Origin of the sequence: Kroppenstedtia guangzhouensis (genome assembly GCF_014637345.1) — a bacterium.
GTDB lineage: Bacteria > Bacillota > Bacilli > Thermoactinomycetales > DSM-45169 > Kroppenstedtia > Kroppenstedtia guangzhouensis.
The window spans coordinates 1-21,111 of record NZ_BMEX01000001.1 but is presented as its reverse complement, the minus strand read 5'-3'; the positions used below and the strand labels follow the sequence as shown (position 1 = coordinate 21,111).

Genomic DNA, 21,111 nt, shown 5'->3' with positions numbered 1-21,111 from the left:
CACAAAGACAAAAAAATAGAAACCCTTGAATGTTCAAGAGTTTCAGTGGTGGGCAGTACTGGGATCGAACCAGTGACCTCTACCGTGTCAAGGTAGCGCTCTCCCCCTGAGCTAACTGCCCGAAGAGGGTATCCTCTGGTGGGCCCAACAGGACTCGAACCTGTGACCGATCGGTTATGAGCCGACTGCTCTACCAGCTGAGCTATAGGCCCTGAAAAAGATGGCGGAGCTGACGGGACTCGAACCCGCGACCTCCGGCGTGACAGGCCGGCGTGAACTCCAACTTCACCACAGCTCCATGATGGTTGCGGGGGCAGGACTTGAACCTGCGACCTTCGGGTTATGAGCCCGACGAGCTACCAACTGCTCCACCCCGCGGTGGCGACAATTAATACTATACAACATTATAGGACACATGGCAAGGGGTTATCCAAATTTTTTTCAGGATCGTCTCCAGACATATCGAACCCCGTAGCGCCCTTTTTTGGATTGGAAGACTTCCACTTCAGCTGGGCTGTCATATCCGTACACCCACCAGTCCTCCTGCATCCGTGTGGCAAGACAACGAGCCTGAAAGCGCGTATCGTACAATTTGGCCCAATAAATCCAGCATGTCATGTAGCGAATCCCCCTTTTTCAACTTCCGGCACCGGGAATTTGCTGTCCAGGGGATAGTTTGTCTGAAAAGCGGGGGATTCATGCCCGAAGGGCGGCCGTACATTTTTCCCTCCAGCCGATACGTCCCCATCCCATATGTCATAAAATACATTGACAATCAATCCGATTGTCGGTTCAACCATCTGACCTGCCTTTGGACAGATGTTCCCTCCTCTGACTCGGGGCTGTTCCCACAGCCCTTTTTTTGTCCAAAAACAGACCCCGCCTCCGAAATCAGGCGAGGACAGTTTCTGATAAAAACCATTGCGGAGGAGTGTCCAGTGTCAACGACGGAGAGCCTTTGCACTTAGCGGGATACACCTCTCTCCGCCGGGTTCACTTTGCCCCGGATTCGCCACAACGGCTGAGGCGAAGAACCCCATATTTAACCGGCATGTTGGTTCGACGCATCGGAAATGTCCTCTTTCCCCGCCTCCGCCGCCTCCTCTTCATCACGGATGCGGTGAGCCAGACGACTGGAAGCCGATGCGGCAATGCTAGCCACCAAATCGTCCAAAAACGTATGAACGGGACCGTCTTTTCTGGTATCCAACTTTTTTATAACTCCGATCTTGTGTTTATCCAAAAATCCAAAAGTGGTGACAGCAATACTCCCGTATCCAAACACCGATCCGAGGGCCAATGTCTCATCACAGCCGAACAATCCCTCATCCTCTCGCACGATGGACAGGAGAGGTTCGGACAATTGATTTTTCTCTGCCAATTGATCCAGTTCAACTCCAACTAAAATCGCGTGCTGGATCTCCCTTTTATCCAAAACGGCGGCCACACTGTCCAAACAGCTTTCCATAGTGAGGTTCGTAGAGTAAGGAGATTGCATCTGATAAACGATCTCAGCAATGCCCTCCAACGTTACCCCGCGGTCCCTCAAACGTTCCAGCGCAGAAGCTTTCACCACTTTGCTGTGAACACGTCTGTTCATCATCGGTTTCCTCCCTCCACCTGAAAGACACTTTCCATCTTATCACAATTCTCCTTTGCAGGTTCTCATCTTTCGACTTTATCGGTTGTTCATTAGGGGGTATAATGTAAGATAGGCCTTTCCATTTCCCCAAGATTTTGCACTTGGTGAATCGGTTCCGACTCTTCATCCCCATTAAAGGAGGTAATGCGATGAAATTCGGGATAGCCACTTTTCCGGGAAAAAAAATACAGGACTTCGCTAACTCCTACCGTAAACGGTACGATCCCAATTACGCATTGATTCCACCCCATATCACCCTCAAGGAACCCTTTGAACTGGAGGAAAAGATGCTTCCACAAGCCGTGGAGCACCTTGAGCAAGTAGCACAGGAAACAGCTCCCTTCAATATTCATTTTCATAAAATCAGCAGTTTCCATCCCACTAACAATGTCGTGTATATTGCCGTGGAAAATCCAGATGAGATGAAACAGCTTCATGAAAAAATCAATCGCGGCCACCTCTATCATGAAAGGGGGTATAAATTCATCCCCCATATCACCATCGGGCAGAAACTACCCCAAGACGAACTGCTCGATGTTTATGGCAGCCTGCGAATGTTACATGTGGACATGAACAGTTGGGTGGATCGGTTTCACTTGTTGTACCAGCTGGAAAACGGCTCCTGGACGATCTATCAGTCCTTCCTGCTCCGGGGATGACCCCCGAACCGGCATCCGGAGGATCCATCATGAACTTTGAAATCAAACCGGTTACAAGCCAAAGTGAACTGGACCAAGTCATGTCCGTTCGATTCCAAGTATTTGTGGAAGAACAAAAGGTTCCCCTTTCCTTAGAGATTGACGAATGGGAAGAGACAGCAACTCATTTCCTGGCTCGAGCTGCCGGAAAGCCTGCGGGCGCTGCCCGATTTCGCTTTCTTTCCGATGGGATTGGGAAAGTGGAGAGGGTGGCGGTTCTTTCCTCTCACCGAGGGACCGGTATGGGCCGTGCCCTGATGAATGCCGTGGAGGAATTCGCCTCAAATCACGGAGTAACCATGATCAAACTTCACGCCCAAATCCAGGCTCTTCCTTTTTATCGTAAATTAGGCTATCAAGCGGAGGGGGAGCCCTTTATCGATGCAGGTATCCAACATCGGGAAATGAAGAAGCCGATCCTTTCGTAGGATCGGCTTCTCTCTTCAGTTCCTCAGGACCCGGCAGCCCGATTCAAAGCATCAACCGTCTTCCGATCCGTGGTGCAGGTCCCCAGGTCAGCGTGGTACATGGAACCTTGACGCTCCCCGTGAAAATCGGACCCAGCAGTGGCGAAAAGACCAAACTGACGAACGATTTCTGTATATCTCATTTTCATCTCTTCATTATGATCCGGATGATTCACTTCGATCCCCGCAAGGCCGTTCCCGGCAAGTTTCAGCACCAAGTCATCATCGTCGTATAAACCGGGATGTGCCAGAACAGGCACTCCTCCAGCCTGCCGGATCAAAGCCAGCGCCTCCTCCGGAGAGATTCGGGGGGTGGTAACATACGCAACCCCGTCCTTACCCAAATACTTTGCAAAGGCCTCATCCATGTTCTGAACGACGCCCTTTGCCACTAAAACCTCGGCAATATGTGGACGGCCGATATTGACCTTGTCCTGTTTCCTGGCCTCCACTTCCTCCATGGTGATCGGGATTCCCAGTTTCGTCAGTCTATCCAGAAGCATGTGGTTCCGTCTCTTCCTCGCTTCCCTTTGCTCACGCAGTCTCTCTTGAAATAACTCATCGGTGGGGTTTACAAAATATCCGAGCACATGAATGTCCTGCCCGTTGGCGACTGTACTGATCTCCACACCTGGAATCACCCACAGTCCTAATCCTTCCCCACACTTTCGGGCCTCTTCGACACCGGCCACCGTATCGTGATCTGTGATGGCAATTCCTTGAAGCCCTTTCGCTTTCGCCCTTTTCACCACTTCCACCGGTGTAAACATTCCATCGGATGCGGTGGTATGCACATGTAGGTCCAAACGGTTCAATTGATGCCACTCCTTTCCCTTCATCACAAAGCATACCACACCCTTCCCGGAACTACCGTGGATTTCCCCCTGTAATTCATACTGCGCCACCCTTCCTTCATAGCATGGAAGTACCCCCTTTTTTCGATAACCCCTTTGTAGTTCGACTTTGAACAGGAATGATAACTGTTGGGAAAAACAGACCGTCTTATGAGGAGGTTTCACTTTGGGTCAAAAGATGAAACGAATCATGGGATTGGTGTACACCCGCGATCAAATTGATCGCACACTTCGCTCCCGGGGATTTATCCGGCGAAGCGGACATCCCCCAGTCTACGATCTTCATCTACGGGATCCGCTTTCGGGACAGGAGTTTCGTCTCCGGATTCCCACCTATCCATCTCCCAATCCGGACACTTCACGACTTCGTCTGGGTAAACCTATCATCGATCGATGCAGGGGATATCCCCCGGTTAAAACGGGCCACTCCCCTGTCCCTGATCATGTGGTGGAAGCAGCTAACCATCAAATAGCGGAAATCTTCTCCTATCTCAATTCCAACAGTCTTGATTAGTCTGTGTCTGATCCAACCTTTGCTGACGGTCGGGACGATGTGACCGGCGCCCCCAAGCGAGACTTGTCCACTCCTGAGTGCAAAGGCTCTCCGCCGGTCACACCGGCCTCTCATCAAATTGAATGAACGGACACGCCCTAGTACTGCTTTGAGTGTTGATGAATTTTACTCAAGAAAATGTCGAATGTTGTCTCAAGTCAATTGAAAACAGACGGTGATTCTGCATTTGGAGCTCGCTCCACACCCACAATACAGACTATGTTCGACATCGATTGACACTCTTTATGTAAGGCTCAAGGTAGTACTAGAAGCGTGGTGAATAAGGTGGTTCCACACGACCTTTCCTGAAAAAGGATGCGGACACCCATACAGGGTGTCCGCCACACTCAACGGTCGTTTCAGGTGCGTTTTTTCAGTTCTTTTTTTATTCGCTCCCCCAATTTTTCAGCGTTTTGAGCAGGTTGATCATTTCCTTTTCCGGAAATCCCCAACTCAGACGCCACCTCGTCCATCGTTTGCCGAAGTTTTTTCTCTTCGGCAGAGGCATCCTTCCGAACATCCCCGGCATGCTCTTTTCCTTTGGATTCCTCTTTATCGAGGTTAAAGAAGCGAAACATATTAAACGCCCCCTTTATAAGTGGTTGAGTGCCATTTTAGTATCACACCCGCAGAGAGGCGTTATGATTCCTGTTTATGGTGACTTGAACATGGGACAGATCTTTCTGTTCAAGGATATACATCCCTGTCAAAGCCCCCTTCCCGGACCCGTCTGCTTTGATTTTTTGCTCATTCCTACAAGTAAGGAACCATTTCCCCCTGGATCTGTGATACACTGAAATGAAAAAAATGATGATCTTAACGGGAGGTTGAATCATTATTGAAACCTGAAACCCAATCCTCACGAGAACAATGGTCCGGCAAATTGGGCTTCATACTCGCCTCCATCGGTTCCGCCGTCGGCCTGGGAAGCATTTGGCGCTTTCCCTTCGTCACAGGCGAAAATGGAGGCGGAGTTTTTGTTCTCATCTATTTGATCTGTGTTCTGCTCCTTGGATTACCCGTTCTGCTCTCTGAAATCGTTCTGGGACGCTCCACGCAACGAAACCCCGTGGGCGCTCTTCGGCTAAAAGCGCCTGGCACCCCGTGGTTTCTCAGCGGATTCATCGGGATTACTGCGTCGATTCTCATCTTGTCCTTCTACAGCACTGTCGGCGGTTGGACCCTTTCTTACACTTGGGAATCCCTGCTGGGAACCTTCAGTGACATCTCCATCACAGAGGCGGAAACCCGATTTGGATCTTTTATTTCCGATCCGGTCATCCCCCTGCTGTGGCAAGCACTGTTCATGGCTCTCACAATGGGGATTTGCATCTTTGAATTACAAAAAGGAATCGAGCGAACTAACAAATTTTTGATGCCTCTGTTGGGATTCATGCTCCTGATCCTCGTTTTCCGCTCTGTCACCCTCCCGGGATCCATGGAGGGAATCCGCTTTATCCTGTATCCCGATTGGTCATCAGTCACCTTCACGACACTTCTTGAAGCTCTCGGGATGGCTTTTTTCTCCTTGTCCGTGGGAGCCGGAACTATGGTGACTTATGGTAGTTATCTCTCCAAAAAAGAGAGCATACCCGGTGCTGTGGGAAATGTGGTGATCTTCTCCACTCTGGTTTCCTTGGCGGCCGGCCTGGCCATCTTTCCCGCCCTTTTCTCACTGGGACATGAACCCGACACCGGTCCGCCTCTCGTATTTATCACCTTACCGGCAGTTTTCGCCCAAATGCCCGCCGGTGCACTGTTTTCTCTGTTATTCTTCTTTTTATTGTGCGTGGCTGCTTTAACTTCCTCCATCTCTTTGTTGGAGGTGCCTCGCCGTTATTTGGAGGATGAACATGGTTTCAGCCGGCAAAAAAGTACCTTGTTGACGGGTAGCTTGATTTTCCTGCTGGGAATCCCGGCCACACTCTCCTTCAGCTCCTTGGCAGATGTGAAAGGTATTGCCGGAAGACCCATCTTTGAGTCAATGGACTTCATCGCCTCCAATGTACTCCTGCCTCTCGGTGGATTGACCGTTATTTTATTTTGCGGCTGGAAGTGGGGAATCCGCCAAATGCTTCAGGAATCCCGCGGCGAAAACGAAAAGGGGATCCCGGGTGAAACCTTTTGGGCTTTTATCATTCGTTGGATCACCCCGATCCTGATTCTGGCTGTCTTCGCCTTCCAGATCCTTTCCGGTCTGTCATAATCTAACCAATAAACAAGGGCCCGATTAAGGGCCCTTGTTTATTGGTTACGGAGGTAAGTGTCTGACCAAAAAAATAAACATCAGGCAGGAATAGCAGATTCCATGCAGAAAACAATAAACGAACATAGGTACGCTTCCAATTCCGAAAAAACTCGCCATGGAAAAGGCGAGTCCTTCAAATCGGTTTCGGCTCATGAATCTCTTGAAAGTGTGGGTAGACAGCTTCCACGGAATGTAAACTGCATTCTTCCTCGTGAACAGCAACGGTTCCGCGTACCCAGAAACGTTGATCCAACCAGGTCGGAGGCATCCCCCGGCCATTCATCTGAAGAGAAAGCCAACGATCCGTAATTTTCAAGCTGGCTTCCGATCCGGAAACAGCCAATTGGACCGTGCCTGTCAACTGTCTGGAATCAGGAACTTCCATCACCCCGTTTTCCCGCAACCAACGGCAGGCCTCATAGGAAAGCGGGAGATTTCGAATCGACTCCCGATATACCGGAACAAAAACGGGATATACATCACTGATCGCCTCATCCTGAATCCATCGAAACAACCCTTTTATAGTATTGAGGAAAATTCTTGATTTAATCGGTCCCCCCTTTCCGGTATCCACATACCAAACCCCGAAGAAATGGGACAAGATATCCCCGGTCAGCATGGGCCAGGTGAATCGCTTGCCAAAATGCGTGGCGATATATGTTTTAAGGAGCTCGATCGAATGCAGATAGAAGCTTTGAGTCTTCACCTGAAACTTCTCCACATAGTTGGAGATAAACAAGCCTAACTGCTGTTCCACGATATCAGGAAGACCAGTCTCCTTCTCCGGCAAAACCGACGGGCGGAACAACTCCTCCTGAACCGGCTGGGCATCCAATTCGGAAATTTCCTTCTGTTGTGATGTATCGTCCCATCTCTCATCACTGACAGGATCAGAAAGGGCTTCCGCCACCTTTTCCGTCTGTTCCATCTCCCGGGCCCGTTGCATCAGCCACCCGAGAACTTGTAATCCGTTTTGATGCCAATATTCCCGATTTAAAGCACCGGTTGATTGTACTTGATTTTTTAAATACATAATAATCTCCCCCTTCATCTCAACCCCGAAAGATGTGTAAGGGCCAAACAGCTCATACCGATTGACCAAGCGGGAGAGACGAGCAAACATCAACATGCCTTCACGAACCGGCTCCGTCAGACGGACTGGAAACTCCCGGTCTTCCGTCAACGAACGGAGGATCACCTCCTCACCGTCCACACGAACCACTTCGTAACAGCACAGATGAACCCCCGCCAATTCTTCGGCGATTCGCTCCGATTGCAAAGAGGTGCCGGCCAAGGACCTCCTCCAGTATTCCACTGGTCTTTCTCCCCGGAAACAAGGGGCATCAAACAACATCCAAAAACGATAGGTGTAGGCAAATTTAGACGGGATCGGATGTTCCACAGGCAGATGGAGACATTCTTTAAAGATGATGGACCATTTCTCGTCGATTTCCCCTCTGCATTCCTCTTGAAACCATTTGTTGAGGCAAGTGACCAGCCGGGTCTTCGCTTTCCGCTCCCGATCCTCCCGAAGAAGCTCCGCTGTTTGAAAAGCCACCACCCGTTCACAACACTTCTTGTATTTTTTCCCGCTGCCACAGGGACAAGGATCATTTCTACCGGCAATTACAGGCATATCGACACATCCCGTAAGTAGTCCTTTTCTTTAGTATATCTGAATTCCCCATCAAAAAACAAAAATATTTGGAAAAGACTGAGTCAATTCCCACTTCACACCCTAGTCTTATCATAAATAGAAAAAACCCGTGGTGTAAAGTACCACGGGCAAAATGTTTCCACTTTTATTCAAGGATATAAACTGTCACATTTCTACGACCCCACTGGACGGCCTCCTGTCGGGTTTCAAAGAAAAGATCGATAATATTTCCTTTCACAGCTCCACCCGTATCTTGTGCCACAGCCCGCCCGTATCCCGGTATGTAAAGCTGAGTGCCGAGAGGGATGACCCTGGGATCGACGGCAACTGTCCCTCGACGAGGCATCGCACCCGTCGCGGTTGGGTTTCCCGTATGGGTATATCCAGTCGCCTGCATGGAAAGACTCTTCTTGTACTTCAGACCGGCAATCCGGGATCCGGAAGTGGAAGCCAGCTGAGTGTCTTCCTTTTCATCCTCCACTTCCCCTGAACCCACCTTTACAATCTCAGCCACCGGTTTGATCTCCTCAATCTTCTTTTGATCCGTAACCATGGCTTTTCCGTTTTTGTACAAGGCAGTCACTTCATAGATGACTTTTCCCTTTTTCCCTTTTTGGGTCACCTTTTTTTCACCCTTGGGCAGATCCGGATCCTCTTGCTTTTTGACCGGAAAATCGGTGAATTCCACCTTTTTCTTGACCCGTTTTTCGATTTTGTCGATAACAATCATCATATCATTGGTAATCTTCTGATCCAAGGTGGCGTTCATTTGATCGCTTTTTTCCGTTTTCACCTTCTGCTCCTTGAGAAAATCCCCCACAGTGGTTTGCAAGGTTTTGGTCTTGATGGGATCCTTCCCACCTACTTTGAGGGAAACCGTGCAATTGCAGGTTAGGTGAATACTGGAATCCTTTTGGATCGGCTTATCCCAGGGGTGATTCGGCTTATACTGCTTTTTGAGTTTGGCGGGATTGTAACCTTCATCGGCCAAAGCCTCAGCCAATGTCCCATTGAAGACGTCGGTTTTGATTTTTTTATCCTGGTCACTGAAAGTGACAGTGATCTCCTTGTTCATCATTGCATAACCGACGAAGGTGCCGGACAACAACAGCACAGTGGCAACCCCGAGAGAAATGATCAGGGATTTCTTCATCCAATACCTCCTTACCCACTGGTAAAAAGACGGTTATATTATAACAGAGCACCGGGAAATGTCTACAAATAAGTAAATTCCAATAAGCGCCGAATTGGTTAAAATAGCTGAAAAAGCATCCATTCTATACAAATGAATTCACTTCTCGGATTGCCGGTGGATATGAAGAGGAGAGCGGATTTAATCCCCTCTCCCACCACCATTGGTCTCCGGGTTCCCGGAAATCTGATCGGGCGGCAACGGATCTCTATGAAACTTCTTGATATTTTCATCCAAGGGACGTTTTTCATTAGGGGCGGGGACTTTTTCTGTCTCGGGTACAGTCTTGGGAGCTTCCCGTGTCTGCTTCGGACGGTGACGGATGTCAGAGGATCCGTAAATGTCTACGGAAAGATGTCCGTTTCCGGCTGTTGCCTGGATCAGGATCGGTCTGTTCAATTGGTTTTGGAACTGAAAATCAGGTCCGCCCCATGAAACCGTCGCATCCCGTCCCGCCGGAACATAGGTGACCCGCTTGCTGTGGCTTACTCGTTGTACGACACGCAAACCCGCTCTCTCCACACTGTTGAATAACGTGGACGAAGTTTGACAGATTCCTCCGCCCACCCCTTCCGTATACTCTCCCCGGACGATCACCGGGGCCGGACGGTACCCCCTGGCACTGGAGCGGATCCCCACTGTGCGGTTAAAGGAAAACACCTCTCCGACGTTGACCACCTGATGGTCGATCGCCCGCGCAGATAATAAGATATTGTGAGCCCGGTTCACATTGTGTGGATTGTAAACAGTTGAATAAGAAGCCAAGTGCTTCTCCTTGATCCTTTTTAATGTCTCCGTTGTAATGGGCGGGCTCCAGATCTGTACTGGAACCGTCAAGGGACGGTTGAGATAATGATGGATCCCGTCCAACCAGTGGTTCACTTCCGCCCGATCCACTTTGCGGCCATTTTGGTGAGGCACCAATTGGCGACCTTCGAAGTAAGCGGATTTTGGCTGACGGTCAATCTCCTTTTCCACTTGAGAGAACCAGCGATAGAAGGCATCCCGGTCCAAAGTGGTGGGATCAATCCCGTCGAACCCCGTCTGACTGAGATCCAGTCTCCACTCTTTTCCCTCATATTTCATGATGAAAAGCGATTTGATCTGATTTTGGTCTTTCACTTCTGCACCGGAATGATCTTTTGCTTTTTTTTGTTTCGGAACCGGCTTCAAAGACGCATCTCCCGGCGTGCACCCGCAGACAAACAGAATCACGGAAAGCCAAAAACCGATGATCTTCAAGCTCTCACCCCCTCTTTCTAGTCTTTGTCAGGGGGGAGAGACAACACTGGGAACTTTAAACAATTATCCGTAGAAGTAGGTGAAAGCAACAAATGATGACACATTCCAGAGGGTAATCAGAGGAGCACCGTAGCGAAAAGAAGGGTGCATGGTCTTGTGTCGGAAATATTTCATTCCCAACCACAGGCCTGGCCCACCGCCCAAAAATCCGCTCAAAAACAAATGCCGTTCCGGAATTCGCCACCTACCTTTCCTGGCCCGGGCTTTATCCGACCCCATCAATACAAAGGTCACCCCATTGATTAACAACAAATAGACGAGGATCCACATCATAAACACAGGGTATACGATCCATTGAAAAATCTCCATACATCTTCTTTCCGATTTTTCACCTATTGTTTTTTTAAAATTGTTTTTCTTTGAACCCAATCAATCTCTGTTTTTTATTTCGAGGGAGGGCTGAATCTATTGTGCCGGCTATCGACGATTGTATGACATCTGTACGGCGGATTTTCAACCAATTCGTGAGGGATTGATGAAAGGGCAGTTTTGTGCAGTTTTTCACATATTAACCGGGGTATGATGATGATAGGGGTCAAACACACTTCCCATTCTTCTCCTCTAAAAGCTTTGTATTTCGTGCCTTCCGGATCGGGGCGGAGTTTCACATACCGCGTAACAGGTCTGACGAGCTAAAGACGCTCCCTGTGACCCCACCTCTCCCTGTGACAAGTTTATTCACAACGCTTCTAAATGGAGGCGAAAACCGAATGGAACCCACTGTATGGAGCCGAATCCTGACTGCAGAAACACTTGCTTTCCACATTATTTGGGCCACCATTGGGGTGGGTGTCCCTGTCTTTATCTCCCTGGCGGAAGGCTGGGGAATTTTGAAGAAGGATTCCCATTATATTTTGATGGCTCGGCGTTGGACACGGGGGTTTGTGATCACTGTGGCCGTCGGTGTCGTGACCGGAACTTGTATCGGATTGATGCTCAGCCTTTTGTGGCCCCGTTTTATGCAACTGGCAGGCAATCTGATCAGTCTGCCCTTGTTTCTTGAGACCTTCGCCTTTTTCTTTGAGGCCATTTTCCTTGGTATTTATCTCTATACTTGGGATCGACTCAAGCCGATCCTCCATTGGCTGACCTCCATCCCGATCATCATCGGTTCATCTCTGTCGGCAGTCTTTATCACCACCGTGAACGCATTCATGACCACGCCGGCGGGATTTTCGATCGATCAGGGAAAGCTGGTTGATTTCCGTCCCCTGGAAGCCATGTTCAATCCAGCCACACCAAGCAAAGTGGCTCATGTTCTCTCCTCGGCTTATGTGACCTGCGCCTTCCTGCTCGGTGGGATTGCAGCCTGGTGTTTGTTGAAAGGGAGAAACCACGTTTATCATAAAAAAGCGTTGAAAATGACCATGATCGCCGGCCTGATTCTTGCCTTGGGCACTGCGGTTGCCGGGGACTTCTCGGGAAAATTTCTCGCCGAGTACGTACCGGAAAAACTGGCCGCAGCGGAATGGCACTTTGAGACCCAGCGGAAGGCTCCCCTCATCCTGGGAGGCTATCTCACTGATGAAAATAAAATCAAAGGAGCCGTTAAAATTCCCTTTGCACTCAGTATCCTCGGGAAAGGTTCCCCCGACGGGGAAATTATCGGGCTTCACGAATTTCCTCCGGATGAACGGCCACCTCTTTACCTTCACTATCTGTTTGACGGGATGGTTCTGATCGGAACCTATCTGATCCTGATCTCCGCCCTGTTCCTTCTCGCCTGGTGGCGAAAGAAAAATCCCTGGAACAAATGGATTCTCCGGGGGATTGTGGCGGGTGCTCCCCTCTCTTTTCTTGCGATTGAATTGGGTTGGATCTACGCCGAGGTGGGACGTCAACCCTGGATTATCCGGGGGATGATGAAGGTGAATGAGGCCGCCACCACTGCAGATCATGTCGGGCTGCTCCTGGGAGTGTTTTCAGTGGTGTTTGCGGCACTCGCTGTCATCGCCTGTACGGTCTTGATTCGCATGTTCAAACATCAGCATCCGGAAAAAGAGCTGGAACAGCGCCAAACCTTCTTGTGAGAAAGGTGGGTTCTCTACATGAGTTTGGAATGGATCGGAATTACCGTTCTCTGGACCTTTCTGTATGGATATCTGATCGTCGCCTCCATCGATTTTGGCGCCGGTTTTTTCTCCTATTACAGTCTGTTGACCGGTCGTGAACACCTCATCAACCGGGTGATCGATCGTTATCTCTCCCCTGTCTGGGAAGTAACCAATGTGTTCCTGGTCTTTTTCTTCGTGGGGATTGTCGGTTTTTTCCCGGATACTGCCTACTACTTCGGGACCGCCCTTTTGCTTCCGGGGGGAGTCGCACTCCTTCTGTTGACCATCCGGGGCTCCTTTTACGCTTTTGCTAATTATGGTGCACGAAAGAGTCGCTTCTATCTGTTTCTGTACGGCATGACGGGGCTGTTTATCCCGGCTGCCTTGTCCACGGTATTGACCATCTCCGAAGGCGGATTTATCCGGGAAACCGGCGAAGGTCATGTGGAGTTCCTTCCCCGTGAGTTATTCACCAGTCCCTACTCCTGGACGGTGGTTTTCCTCGCCCTGGTCAGCGTTTTATATATCAGTGCCAGCTTTCTCGTCTTTTACGCCCGGAAAGCGGAAGACGAAAAAGCTCACGAACTCTTTAGAAAATATTCCCTCTTTTGGAGCGGGCCGACGATTTTGGCCGGTATCTTGGTGTTTCTGGCACTATCCCGTCACAACGCGGTCCATTTTCAAAATATGGTCGACCTGGCTTGGATGTTTTTACTCTCCCTCGCCTGCTTTCTGGGGGCGGTCTATCTCACTTGGTGGCGGAAAGCCCCGGGTTGGTCGTTTATTCTGGTCATGTTGCAATTTGCTTTTGCTTTTTTCGGTTACGGTACTTCCCATTTACCCTATCTGTTGTACCCTTACATTACTCTGCAATCCGGCTTGACCCAACCGGAGATGGGCTGGACCCTTGTGATCTCCTTTATCGCCGGTCTGTTTCTCCTGGTTCCTTCGCTCATTTTGCTGTTGCGCCTGTTTCTCTTTAATGCCCGTTACACCCGCGGAGAAGAGTAAAACGGCTGCACGGATTACCTTGTGGCCGTTTTTTTACGGGCGTGATCCACAAAGGCGCCGAACAAACGTCGGGAAACGGCGTCGGTGCGAAACAAGTTTTCGGGATGCCATTGAACTCCCACGACAAAGGCGGAACCGTCTTCTTCGAAAGCCTCCGTCACTCCATCGGGAGCTGTCGCCGATATGATAAACCCTTCGGGAAGACGCCGGACTGCCTGGTGATGATAGCTATTAACCCGGATCCGCTCCACCCCAGCGATTTGTGACAGTATGGTGCCCTCCCGGATCTGAATGCCATGGGACAGGTACTCCCGAGATCCCCGCTGGACATGTTGAATCAAGTCCTTCCGCTGACTGTACAGATCTTGATACATATCCCCCCCAAAAGCGATACATAGGATCTGGCAACCCCTGCAGATGGCCAATACCGGTTTCCCCGCTTTCACCATCCTGCGGGCAAGGCCCATCTCCATCCGATCCCGTTCCGGCTCCACTTCCCCCAAGGCGGGCAGCGGTTCCTCGCCAAACAGGGACGGATCGATATCCCCTCCCCCGGTCAAAAGCAACCCGTCGATCTGTTTGGTCATTTCGTCCAAAATATCCTCGTCCGTGGCATAGGGCAACAATAATGGGATTCCTCCCGCAGCCAGCACCGCGTCAGCATTATCCCTGGATAAGGTCAAACTGTTTTCCTTCCGTCTCATGGACAATGTGATTCCAATGGCTGGTTTCATCAGTCTCCCCCAGTTCCACCAATTCTGAAAAATGATCTCCGTTTTATTGTATCACAGGACAAGGAAAAGCGCCGGAACGCGTTCAGGACAGCTTTCCGACGCTTCTTGATTCGCGGTTGTTCTTAGCGGGTATCCTGAGCGGGTACCCGATCATTAAACAGAAACCGAATGGAGTAAATCCCGGCCAATCCGACCAAAGAGTAGATGATCCGGCTAAATCCGGAGGATTCGCGTGTGGTATCCCCGCCGAAGAGGGCCGATACCAAATCCCACTGAAACAGGCCGATCAACAACCAGTTCAAAGCCCCGACAATAACCAAGATCAAAGCGAGTCGCGAAAAAGCGCTCATTCTGCATCCCTCCTTCCCGATCTCTCACTGATCCATCATGTTTTAACCGGGTATCCTCATTTTGCCGCAAATGGCTCCGAATTATGAATGAAAGAAACCGGTCCCTCTCGGGAACCGGTTGGAGAATAAACCATCAGGCCTGTTTTTCCATCTCCTGTTTTCGCCGATACTCCTCCGCCAGCTTGTCAATTTCCTTTTTCAGTTCTTCCACCATCTGATCTTCCGGTACTTTCCGGATCGTTTTCCCGTGACGGAACAGAAGCCCTTCTCCCCGCCCACCGGCTATTCCGATATCAGCTTCTTTGGCTTCTCCGGGTCCGTTGACGGCGCACCCCAGAACCGACACTTTGATCGGCACATGGATCTTGGAAATATATTCCTCCACTTCATTGGCGATCTTGATCAGGTCAATCTCGATCCGTCCGCAGGTGGGACAGGAGATCAGGGTGGCGGCATTATCCGCCAAACCAAAGTCTTTCAGCAACTCACGGGCCACTTTGACTTCCTCCACAGGGTCAGCACTCAGGCTGATACGCATGGTGTTTCCGATCCCCTTGGACAGGATGGCCCCCATCCCGGCTGCGCTTTTGATGGTTCCGGAGAACAGAGTTCCGGACTCGGTAATACCCAAATGAAGGGGGTATTTGATTTTTTCCGCCGCTTTGGTATAGGCTTCGATGGCCAGTGAAACATCAGAGGCCTTCAGGGAGACGACGATATCATGAAAATTGAGCTCTTCCAAGATCCCTATATGGTAAAGGGCACTCTCCACCATGCCGTCAGCGGTGGGATAGCCATACTTCTCTAAAATCCGTTTCTCCAGGGAACCGGCGTTGACCCCGATCCGGATCGGAATCCCCCGTTCCTTGGCCGCCTTCACTACCGCCTCCACCTTCTCCCGTCGACCGATGTTCCCGGGATTGATCCGGATCTTGTCGATCCCGCCCTCAATCGCCTTCAAGGCGAGACGATAGTCGAAGTGAATATCGGCCACCAGGGGGACATTTATCTGTTTTTTAATCTCCGGAATGGCTTCCGCTGCACGCATGTCCGGACAGGCAACCCGAACGATCTGGCATCCGGCTTCTTCCAAACGGTTGATTTCATCCACCGTGGCTTTGACATCATGCGTTTTTGTAGTGGTCATACTCTGAATGACCACCCGATCGTTACCGCCGATCTGGATACCCCCGACTTTCACCGGTCGGGTTTGCGTGCGATGAAACATCTATATCGCCCCTTTGGATACATAGAAACTCACACTCCGTATATTATATATCATTTCGGAAACGCAAAAAAGGAGCCAAATGCACCTTTGACTCCGAATTGTCACTTTTCACAGGGAAAAGCCGTCAAATTTGTTTGGGAGATCGTGTAGACCCCGTGATGGTTGTACCCACACAGGGCACAAGTCGCTCGTTCGCTTCGCTGCGATCACACACCATTCCCTTTTCGCCCATTTCCGTGCGTCAACCCTGCTGTTGATCCATCCCCCGTCGGACCGCTTGGTAGACTTCATCAGGTGTCATCCCTTGGGCATTGATCACTTGAATTTGATCGACGGTGTCCTGCATCCCCATCAGATCCTTATCCATGCCGGAAATCACAAAGCAGTTGCAATCCTGGGTTTGATCACGCTCCAAGCTGACAACATCACATCCTTGATTTTGAAGGTACTCACGGACATTCTTCAGACCCTCTTCCACTGCGACCCGGTAGTTGGTCAAAGCGATCACCTTCTTTCTATCGTCGTATTAATTGTAATGAAGAATTATTCTGTTTCATCCTTTACATAAGCGATCAGTGCCACCCGACCATTGATGAGCCGGTTCAGATCCTCCTCGGCCTTGGAGATCCGTTCAATCACATCGGATCGGTCTTCCAGGTTGACCAGTCGGTAAGTTTTATGATTCTGTTTCATCGCGATCCGCCCTTCAAACGATTCCTCTGTTGACTGGCAAACATTTTCATGCCAAAAGGGATCATACCGAACAGGCGGTATGTCCAGTGCATCCGTTGTTCCCGGCGAAGCATGCGGGCTTCCCGGCGCCGTTCCCTGGGCGTATCCATATATTTCACCATTTCTTGGACCAGGAATTTCAAATAATCGTTTGTCGACACGGTCTGCACCTCCCTCTGGTTCCAGTTTAACCAGGGAAGAAAGGTTTAAACCCGGAACTTCTGAGAGATCTCCTTCCATTGCTGGAGAATTTTCTCCGCTGTCTCCTGGGGGGATTTACCTGTCGTATCAAGGGAGAAGTCTGCAAAATTGTAAGCATTCCGGCGCGATTTCTTCAGATCCGTCACCCGCTTGCGGACATCTCCCCTTAAGAGAGGACGGGATCGGTCCGCTGTAAGCCGCCGAAGCAATTCTTCCTCTGAGGCGTCGAGGGCGACCACCCATCCCCGGGAACGGATCCGGAACACGTTTTCGGGATCGAGGACAATTCCGCCACCGGTGGTGATCACACTCGGCGTCTGCTCCAACACTTGTTGAAGCACTCTTTTTTCCCACCGGCGAAAGTGAGCTTCTCCCTCTTCTTCAAAAAGCTGAGGAATGCTTTTTCCGGCAAGCCGTTCCACTTCCGTGTCCGTATCCAGCCAAGGGCACTCCAATTGTTCCGCCAACATTTGTCCGACAGTGCTTTTTCCCGTGCCCATGAAACCGATCAAGATGATGTGTTTTCCCATTCTCCCCCATCCCTCCGCTCATGGGTTTTCGCCATTATATCACGTCTTGTGGGAAGGGATGATTGTGCACTCCAGGACTGGGATCATCAATAGCCTTAAGGCTCCCATCGGACCACCTGACAGGATTTACGATCCATCTCCACGGTGATTGTCTGCCGAACCCCTTCTCCCTTGGCGACTGAACGGATTCGCACTATGCCACCACCTGTTCCCTCGACTCGGGTTGCGGTTTTCATTCCGTTCATCGGGGTGGACAGAGGGTGGTGCCAAGCAGGATCGGTGCACACTTTCTGTTGCATGCGGGCGATACCGCTCTCCGCCGCGTATTGGGCCCGAAGCCGATTGAGCTCCATCTGTGCTCCCTTTAATGAGTGAGTATAGCTGGTCAAGGTTGCCGTCATCAGTAAAAAGGCAAGGAGTGTCACCGCCAATACAAAGGGAAGGGCGATCCCCCGCTCATCCTGAATCACTGTGTCAGCCTCCCCCGGACAAAAAATGTGGTATCCAAATCCCCATGCCAATTTTGCAGGCCCAGATCGATTCGTACTCCATCTGGCCCGGGATCAAAACCGATAAAGTAGACATCTTCCAAGAGGATTGTCGCCCCTTGAAACCGTGAGGTCCCCGGTCCCCTCACACTGCGAATCACCCGACGCCGCTGATGTTTGTAACGGATGGTTTCACCCTCCGGCAAATCGAATATCAACCATCCTGTTGGGGAGAGTCGGAAATTTTCCCCTCTTCGCAGTTCATCCCGGACATCAGCTATAAACGTTTCTGCCGCGGAGTGGAGTTGTTGTTCGGCCATCGTTTTTTTAAAGCTTCTTTCCAGTTCCAAGTTGACACCCAAAACCACCGGAATCAACAGGGCCAAGAGAGACAGCACCACAGCCAGCTCCACATAGGTGAAACCCCTCTCTTCCCGGATCAGCGCCGGAAGCTTAAACCTTTGAGAAACTCCTTTTGCTCCTTTTGGTTCGCATCCTTCCAGGTCACCTCCACGTAAGTGCCCGCCAGATGTGGCTCGGCAAACTTTTTTTCCCACCGGATCCGATAGTTCACCCCTTTCCCTTTTCTGTTTTTCTCACCTTTCGCCGGAACCGGAACAGCGGAAGATTGCACCCGTTCCATCTCCGATTGGAGGAGAATGAGGGCTTCCATCCGCTGCGCATGGGATTGATGGCGGATCTGAAGCTCTCCGAGAATGGGCAGGGCCACAGACACCAGCACCCCGAACACCATCAGGGCGGTTACCGTTTCCGCAAGGGTGAACCCATCTTCCCCCCGGATCATGGCACCACCTCCACCCTCGGTCTGCCTGAAGCCACCTGCACCACGATCCGTCCCACCGTCTTCCCGTTTTTCATCAGACGGAAGGTGCCACCCCGAGCCTGTCCCGAAGATTGAAACACCAGGCGATGGGACGGATAGTTACTGTCCAGTCGATAACGGGCCGGAACCTTTGCTTTCCGCAACTGTTTCTCTCCCCGGTGGATCGAATACATCCGCCCTTTGGAATCCAACTGCAAAAATGTCACCTCTTCCCGAACCGATGCCTCTCTTTGAGTCATGCGGATGTCCTCGGAAAAAAGCTCCATAAACTGCTCCTGATCCAATCGATCCCCCCATTGAACAAAAGCCGGCAGAGCCAATGATGTGAGCAATCCCGCCAGAGCGAGGGTCAGGGACAACTCCACCAAACTCCACCCCCCCTCATCTCTCCATCCGGTTTTAATCCCCATGGATACTGCATTTCACCCGCTTTTCCACGCTCGCATTCTTGTGGATCGAGTATTTTCCCTTGGCCGGACAGGTTGGAACTGTTCGGAGATACCCCCTGTTTTTCATCTGTCTCACGTTGCTCGGATAACTCCCCAGCTCCAGATAATAGTTGTCCGCCTGGGAACCGATCAGCTTGCGATTCGCCTCACACGCCCTCTGTTGTGCCGATTCCCCTGCTGCCTTCAGGTTGGGGAGGGCAATGGCGATGATGACAGCGATTACGAATAACACCACCAACATCTCGATCAGGGTAAACCCCCGTTCGTCTTGCCGTAATTTCCAAAAAAACAATATTCCCACTCCTTTGATCAAATCGCTTCCACCAGATGCAACATCGGTAAAAACAGCGCCAGAACTGTGGCCGCCATCAACATCCCGATCAGGAAAATCAGAATCGGCTCCAAGCTGTGGGTCAACCGGTCCAGCCGGTCCTTGATCATCAGCTCTGTCCCCCGGGCCAGACTGAGCAGCGAGCGGTCCAGGGCTCCCGTCTCCTCCCCCAGGGCCACCAGCCCAGGCAGGGAAGGTAGAAACAGCTTTTCCTCCCGTTCCAGGGCCCGATGTAGAGACTCCCCGGCCAACAGTTGTTCCCGTACCCGAGAGATCCCTCTGCGAAAGGGATCCCAAGGAGCAAGGGTGTCCATCACTTCCACCGCTTTCAGCAAAGGAAGTCCGGACTTCAATAGCGAGCCCAATTGGATGCCCAGATAGTGGGTGAACCGCAATGCAAAGAAGGAACGGACCACCGGCAGGGAGTACAGCGGGGAAGTCCACCGTCTTTTCTGTTCGGGGGGAAGCCGCCGGATGTATAAATATATGAGGCCAAACAACACCAAAGCGGCGGTCAACCCGAATAACCCTGCCTGCAGGGATTGGTGGATCATCAGAAAGATCCGGGTGTAAAGAGGCAAAGTCAAACCCATGGTCTCATACATTTCCGAAAACCGGGGCACCACCGTGGTCATCAAAAACAGAAAGGCCAACCCCACCAGAATCAGAACCACTATCGGATAAGTGAGTGCCCGGGTCAATTCCCGGATCAAACGCCCCCGTTCCCGATAATACACTTCACACTGTTTCAGGCCGAACCCGTAATCCCCATGCTCCTCCGCCGCCCGGATCAGGGAGGTGAACAGCGCCGGCATTCCCTCCCCCGCCAGGGCTGCCGACAGGCTTTTCCCCTGATCCAGCGATCCGAGAATCCGTTCCGCCTCCCTTGTCCCGATCACCCCCTGCTCCGACAACAGACGAATACTGGGCACAAGGGGGAATCCCGCCTCCAACAGATTGGCCAGATGCTGGCTAAAGAGGGCCAGTCGATCCGCGTTCCACTTTCGTCTCCGCTCCTTACTCATGAACATCCACCACCCGGTGGTATTCGGAAATGGTTGTCTCCCCTGTCATCACTTTTTCCAGAGTTGCCTCAGACAGGGATCGCATCCCCGCTTTTCTGAGGGTTTGTCTCAGTCTGGACAGCGGTGCCCGCTCCACGATCAGAGGATGGAAGTCCTCTTTCACCTCCAACACTTCAAACACCCCGGTTCGGTTCCGATACCCTATCTGGCGACAATCTTCACATCCCTTCCCCTTGCACTCCCGGCAGATCAGACGAACCAGCCGCTGGGCCACCACTCCGGTCAAAGCGGATGCGATCCGGTAAGGGGCGACTCCCATGTCCAAAAGACGCGTCACTGAACTGCAAGCATCCACCGTATGCAGGGATGACAGCACCAAATGACCCGTCAGGGCCGCCCGGATGGCGATGTCGGCGGTCTCAACATCAAGAAGTAAAATGACTAACTTTCGTGCATAAAAAAAGCCACTGATTACCGGCAGTGGCTCTAAAATCAATCTCATCGTCGATCATCCAAAATAT

Annotated in this window: 28 protein-coding genes and 4 tRNA genes; 6 read left to right on the top strand and 26 right to left on the bottom strand. The window is 51.0% G+C overall.

Annotated elements, in window-relative coordinates; all coding sequences use genetic code 11:
• Positions 1 to 46: 46 nt before the first annotated feature.
• From IEV46_RS00160 to IEV46_RS00135, 6 genes are all read right to left on the bottom strand, one after another.
• Positions 47 to 121: transfer RNA gene (locus tag IEV46_RS00160), tRNA-Val, on the bottom strand.
• 15 nt (positions 122 to 136) lie between these two features.
• A tRNA-Ile gene (locus IEV46_RS00155) sits at positions 137 to 212 on the bottom strand.
• 9 nt (positions 213 to 221) lie between these two features.
• Positions 222 to 298: transfer RNA gene (locus IEV46_RS00150), tRNA-Asp, on the bottom strand.
• Between the two features lie 4 nt (positions 299 to 302).
• A tRNA-Met gene (locus IEV46_RS00145) sits at positions 303 to 378 on the bottom strand.
• A gap of 63 nt (positions 379 to 441) precedes the next feature.
• On the bottom strand, positions 442 to 618 hold the full coding sequence (locus tag IEV46_RS00140) for a hypothetical protein (RefSeq protein WP_188428579.1): 177 nt from the start codon (positions 616 to 618) through the stop codon (positions 442 to 444).
• Between the two features lie 424 nt (positions 619 to 1,042).
• Entirely contained in the window at positions 1,043 to 1,600 is a 558-nt protein-coding gene (locus tag IEV46_RS00135; RefSeq protein WP_188428577.1) for a phosphatidylglycerophosphatase A family protein, read from the bottom strand.
• Between the two features lie 191 nt (positions 1,601 to 1,791).
• On the opposite strand from IEV46_RS00135, the gene IEV46_RS00130 reads away from it, so the two are divergent.
• Complete coding sequence (locus IEV46_RS00130; RefSeq protein ID WP_188428575.1) at positions 1,792 to 2,301, top strand: YjcG family protein; 510 nt, start codon at positions 1,792 to 1,794, stop codon at positions 2,299 to 2,301.
• 29 nt (positions 2,302 to 2,330) lie between these two features.
• The gene (locus IEV46_RS00125) at positions 2,331 to 2,768 is read left to right on the top strand and encodes a GNAT family N-acetyltransferase (RefSeq protein ID WP_188428573.1); all 438 of its coding nucleotides are present in this window, start codon (positions 2,331 to 2,333) and stop codon (positions 2,766 to 2,768) included.
• 23 nt (positions 2,769 to 2,791) lie between these two features.
• Here IEV46_RS00125 and IEV46_RS00120 read toward each other — a convergent pair whose 3' ends face one another.
• The gene (locus IEV46_RS00120) at positions 2,792 to 3,646 is read right to left on the bottom strand and encodes a PHP domain-containing protein (protein WP_188429487.1); all 855 of its coding nucleotides are present in this window, start codon (positions 3,644 to 3,646) and stop codon (positions 2,792 to 2,794) included.
• Positions 3,647 to 3,827: 181 nt separating this feature from the next.
• Between IEV46_RS00120 and IEV46_RS00115 the strand changes: the two genes are divergently transcribed.
• The gene (locus IEV46_RS00115) at positions 3,828 to 4,175 is read left to right on the top strand and encodes a hypothetical protein (RefSeq protein ID WP_188428571.1); all 348 of its coding nucleotides are present in this window, start codon (positions 3,828 to 3,830) and stop codon (positions 4,173 to 4,175) included.
• 398 nt (positions 4,176 to 4,573) lie between these two features.
• Here IEV46_RS00115 and IEV46_RS00110 read toward each other — a convergent pair whose 3' ends face one another.
• Positions 4,574 to 4,792 (bottom strand): hypothetical protein, encoded by a 219-nt coding sequence (locus tag IEV46_RS00110; RefSeq protein WP_188428569.1) that lies wholly within the window; start codon positions 4,790 to 4,792, stop codon positions 4,574 to 4,576.
• A 260-nt stretch (positions 4,793 to 5,052) separates the two neighbouring features.
• On the opposite strand from IEV46_RS00110, the gene IEV46_RS00105 reads away from it, so the two are divergent.
• Entirely contained in the window at positions 5,053 to 6,420 is a 1,368-nt protein-coding gene (locus tag IEV46_RS00105) for a sodium-dependent transporter (RefSeq protein WP_188428567.1), read from the top strand.
• 175 nt (positions 6,421 to 6,595) lie between these two features.
• On the opposite strand, the gene IEV46_RS00100 is transcribed toward IEV46_RS00105, so the two are convergent.
• The 4 genes from IEV46_RS00100 to IEV46_RS00085 all read right to left on the bottom strand — a co-directional run bounded on the left by IEV46_RS00100 (position 6,596) and on the right by IEV46_RS00085 (position 10,883).
• A complete protein-coding gene (locus tag IEV46_RS00100) occupies positions 6,596 to 8,098 on the bottom strand; it encodes a YecA family protein (protein ID WP_188428565.1) in 1,503 nt (500 codons plus the stop codon).
• A 166-nt stretch (positions 8,099 to 8,264) separates the two neighbouring features.
• Positions 8,265 to 9,272: a resuscitation-promoting factor gene (locus IEV46_RS00095; protein WP_188428563.1), complete on the bottom strand. Its 1,008-nt coding sequence runs from the start codon at positions 9,270 to 9,272 to the stop codon at positions 8,265 to 8,267.
• A gap of 180 nt (positions 9,273 to 9,452) precedes the next feature.
• On the bottom strand, positions 9,453 to 10,553 hold the full coding sequence (locus tag IEV46_RS00090; protein WP_229735771.1) for a VanW family protein: 1,101 nt from the start codon (positions 10,551 to 10,553) through the stop codon (positions 9,453 to 9,455).
• 63 nt (positions 10,554 to 10,616) lie between these two features.
• Entirely contained in the window at positions 10,617 to 10,883 is a 267-nt protein-coding gene (locus IEV46_RS00085; RefSeq protein ID WP_229735842.1) for a DUF1294 domain-containing protein, read from the bottom strand.
• Between the two features lie 440 nt (positions 10,884 to 11,323).
• Here IEV46_RS00085 and IEV46_RS00080 point away from each other — a divergent pair, with 440 nt between their 5' ends.
• Positions 11,324 to 12,643, top strand: a complete 1,320-nt coding sequence (locus IEV46_RS00080; protein WP_188428559.1) for a cytochrome ubiquinol oxidase subunit I — start codon at positions 11,324 to 11,326, stop codon at positions 12,641 to 12,643.
• Between the two features lie 18 nt (positions 12,644 to 12,661).
• The gene (locus IEV46_RS00075) at positions 12,662 to 13,678 is read left to right on the top strand and encodes a cytochrome d ubiquinol oxidase subunit II (protein ID WP_188428557.1); all 1,017 of its coding nucleotides are present in this window, start codon (positions 12,662 to 12,664) and stop codon (positions 13,676 to 13,678) included.
• A gap of 14 nt (positions 13,679 to 13,692) precedes the next feature.
• Here the strand turns inward: IEV46_RS00075 and IEV46_RS00070 are convergent, their stop codons facing one another.
• From IEV46_RS00070 to IEV46_RS00005, 14 genes are all read right to left on the bottom strand, one after another.
• Positions 13,693 to 14,412, bottom strand: a complete 720-nt coding sequence (locus IEV46_RS00070; protein WP_188428555.1) for a gamma-glutamyl-gamma-aminobutyrate hydrolase family protein — start codon at positions 14,410 to 14,412, stop codon at positions 13,693 to 13,695.
• A 122-nt stretch (positions 14,413 to 14,534) separates the two neighbouring features.
• Positions 14,535 to 14,762, bottom strand: coding sequence for a DUF378 domain-containing protein (locus tag IEV46_RS00065; RefSeq protein ID WP_188428553.1), 228 nt, complete (start codon positions 14,760 to 14,762; stop codon positions 14,535 to 14,537).
• A gap of 133 nt (positions 14,763 to 14,895) precedes the next feature.
• Positions 14,896 to 15,990, bottom strand: coding sequence for a flavodoxin-dependent (E)-4-hydroxy-3-methylbut-2-enyl-diphosphate synthase (gene ispG, locus IEV46_RS00060; RefSeq protein WP_188428551.1), 1,095 nt, complete (start codon positions 15,988 to 15,990; stop codon positions 14,896 to 14,898).
• A gap of 241 nt (positions 15,991 to 16,231) precedes the next feature.
• Positions 16,232 to 16,498, bottom strand: coding sequence for a YkuS family protein (locus IEV46_RS00055; protein ID WP_188428549.1), 267 nt, complete (start codon positions 16,496 to 16,498; stop codon positions 16,232 to 16,234).
• Between the two features lie 35 nt (positions 16,499 to 16,533).
• A complete protein-coding gene (locus tag IEV46_RS00050; RefSeq protein WP_188428547.1) occupies positions 16,534 to 16,683 on the bottom strand; it encodes a hypothetical protein in 150 nt (49 codons plus the stop codon).
• On the bottom strand, positions 16,680 to 16,883 hold the full coding sequence (locus tag IEV46_RS00045; RefSeq protein WP_229735768.1) for a YqzE family protein: 204 nt from the start codon (positions 16,881 to 16,883) through the stop codon (positions 16,680 to 16,682). The genes IEV46_RS00050 and IEV46_RS00045 overlap by 4 nt, the downstream gene beginning before the upstream one ends.
• Positions 16,884 to 16,928: 45 nt before the next feature.
• Positions 16,929 to 17,453, bottom strand: a complete 525-nt coding sequence (locus IEV46_RS00040) for a shikimate kinase (protein ID WP_188428543.1) — start codon at positions 17,451 to 17,453, stop codon at positions 16,929 to 16,931.
• Between the two features lie 95 nt (positions 17,454 to 17,548).
• Positions 17,549 to 17,923 carry a pilus assembly PilX N-terminal domain-containing protein gene (locus IEV46_RS00035; protein ID WP_188428542.1) on the bottom strand — a complete coding sequence of 125 codons (375 nt, stop codon included), beginning with the start codon at positions 17,921 to 17,923 and terminating at the stop codon, positions 17,549 to 17,551.
• On the bottom strand, positions 17,920 to 18,354 hold the full coding sequence (locus tag IEV46_RS00030; RefSeq protein ID WP_188428541.1) for a hypothetical protein: 435 nt from the start codon (positions 18,352 to 18,354) through the stop codon (positions 17,920 to 17,922). Before IEV46_RS00030 ends, IEV46_RS00035 begins: the two co-directional genes overlap by 4 nt.
• Positions 18,355 to 18,380: 26 nt before the next feature.
• Positions 18,381 to 18,746: a prepilin-type N-terminal cleavage/methylation domain-containing protein gene (locus tag IEV46_RS00025; RefSeq protein ID WP_188428540.1), complete on the bottom strand. Its 366-nt coding sequence runs from the start codon at positions 18,744 to 18,746 to the stop codon at positions 18,381 to 18,383.
• Positions 18,743 to 19,153, bottom strand: coding sequence for a hypothetical protein (locus tag IEV46_RS00020; protein ID WP_188428539.1), 411 nt, complete (start codon positions 19,151 to 19,153; stop codon positions 18,743 to 18,745). The genes IEV46_RS00025 and IEV46_RS00020 overlap by 4 nt, the downstream gene beginning before the upstream one ends.
• 31 nt (positions 19,154 to 19,184) lie before the next feature.
• A complete protein-coding gene (locus IEV46_RS00015) occupies positions 19,185 to 19,526 on the bottom strand; it encodes a competence type IV pilus major pilin ComGC (protein WP_188428538.1) in 342 nt (113 codons plus the stop codon).
• 17 nt (positions 19,527 to 19,543) lie between these two features.
• Entirely contained in the window at positions 19,544 to 20,590 is a 1,047-nt protein-coding gene (locus IEV46_RS00010) for a type II secretion system F family protein (RefSeq protein WP_188428537.1), read from the bottom strand.
• Positions 20,583 to 21,092, bottom strand: a complete 510-nt coding sequence (locus IEV46_RS00005; protein ID WP_188428536.1) for a GspE/PulE family protein — start codon at positions 21,090 to 21,092, stop codon at positions 20,583 to 20,585. Before IEV46_RS00005 ends, IEV46_RS00010 begins: the two co-directional genes overlap by 8 nt.
• Positions 21,093 to 21,111 lie beyond the last annotated feature (19 nt).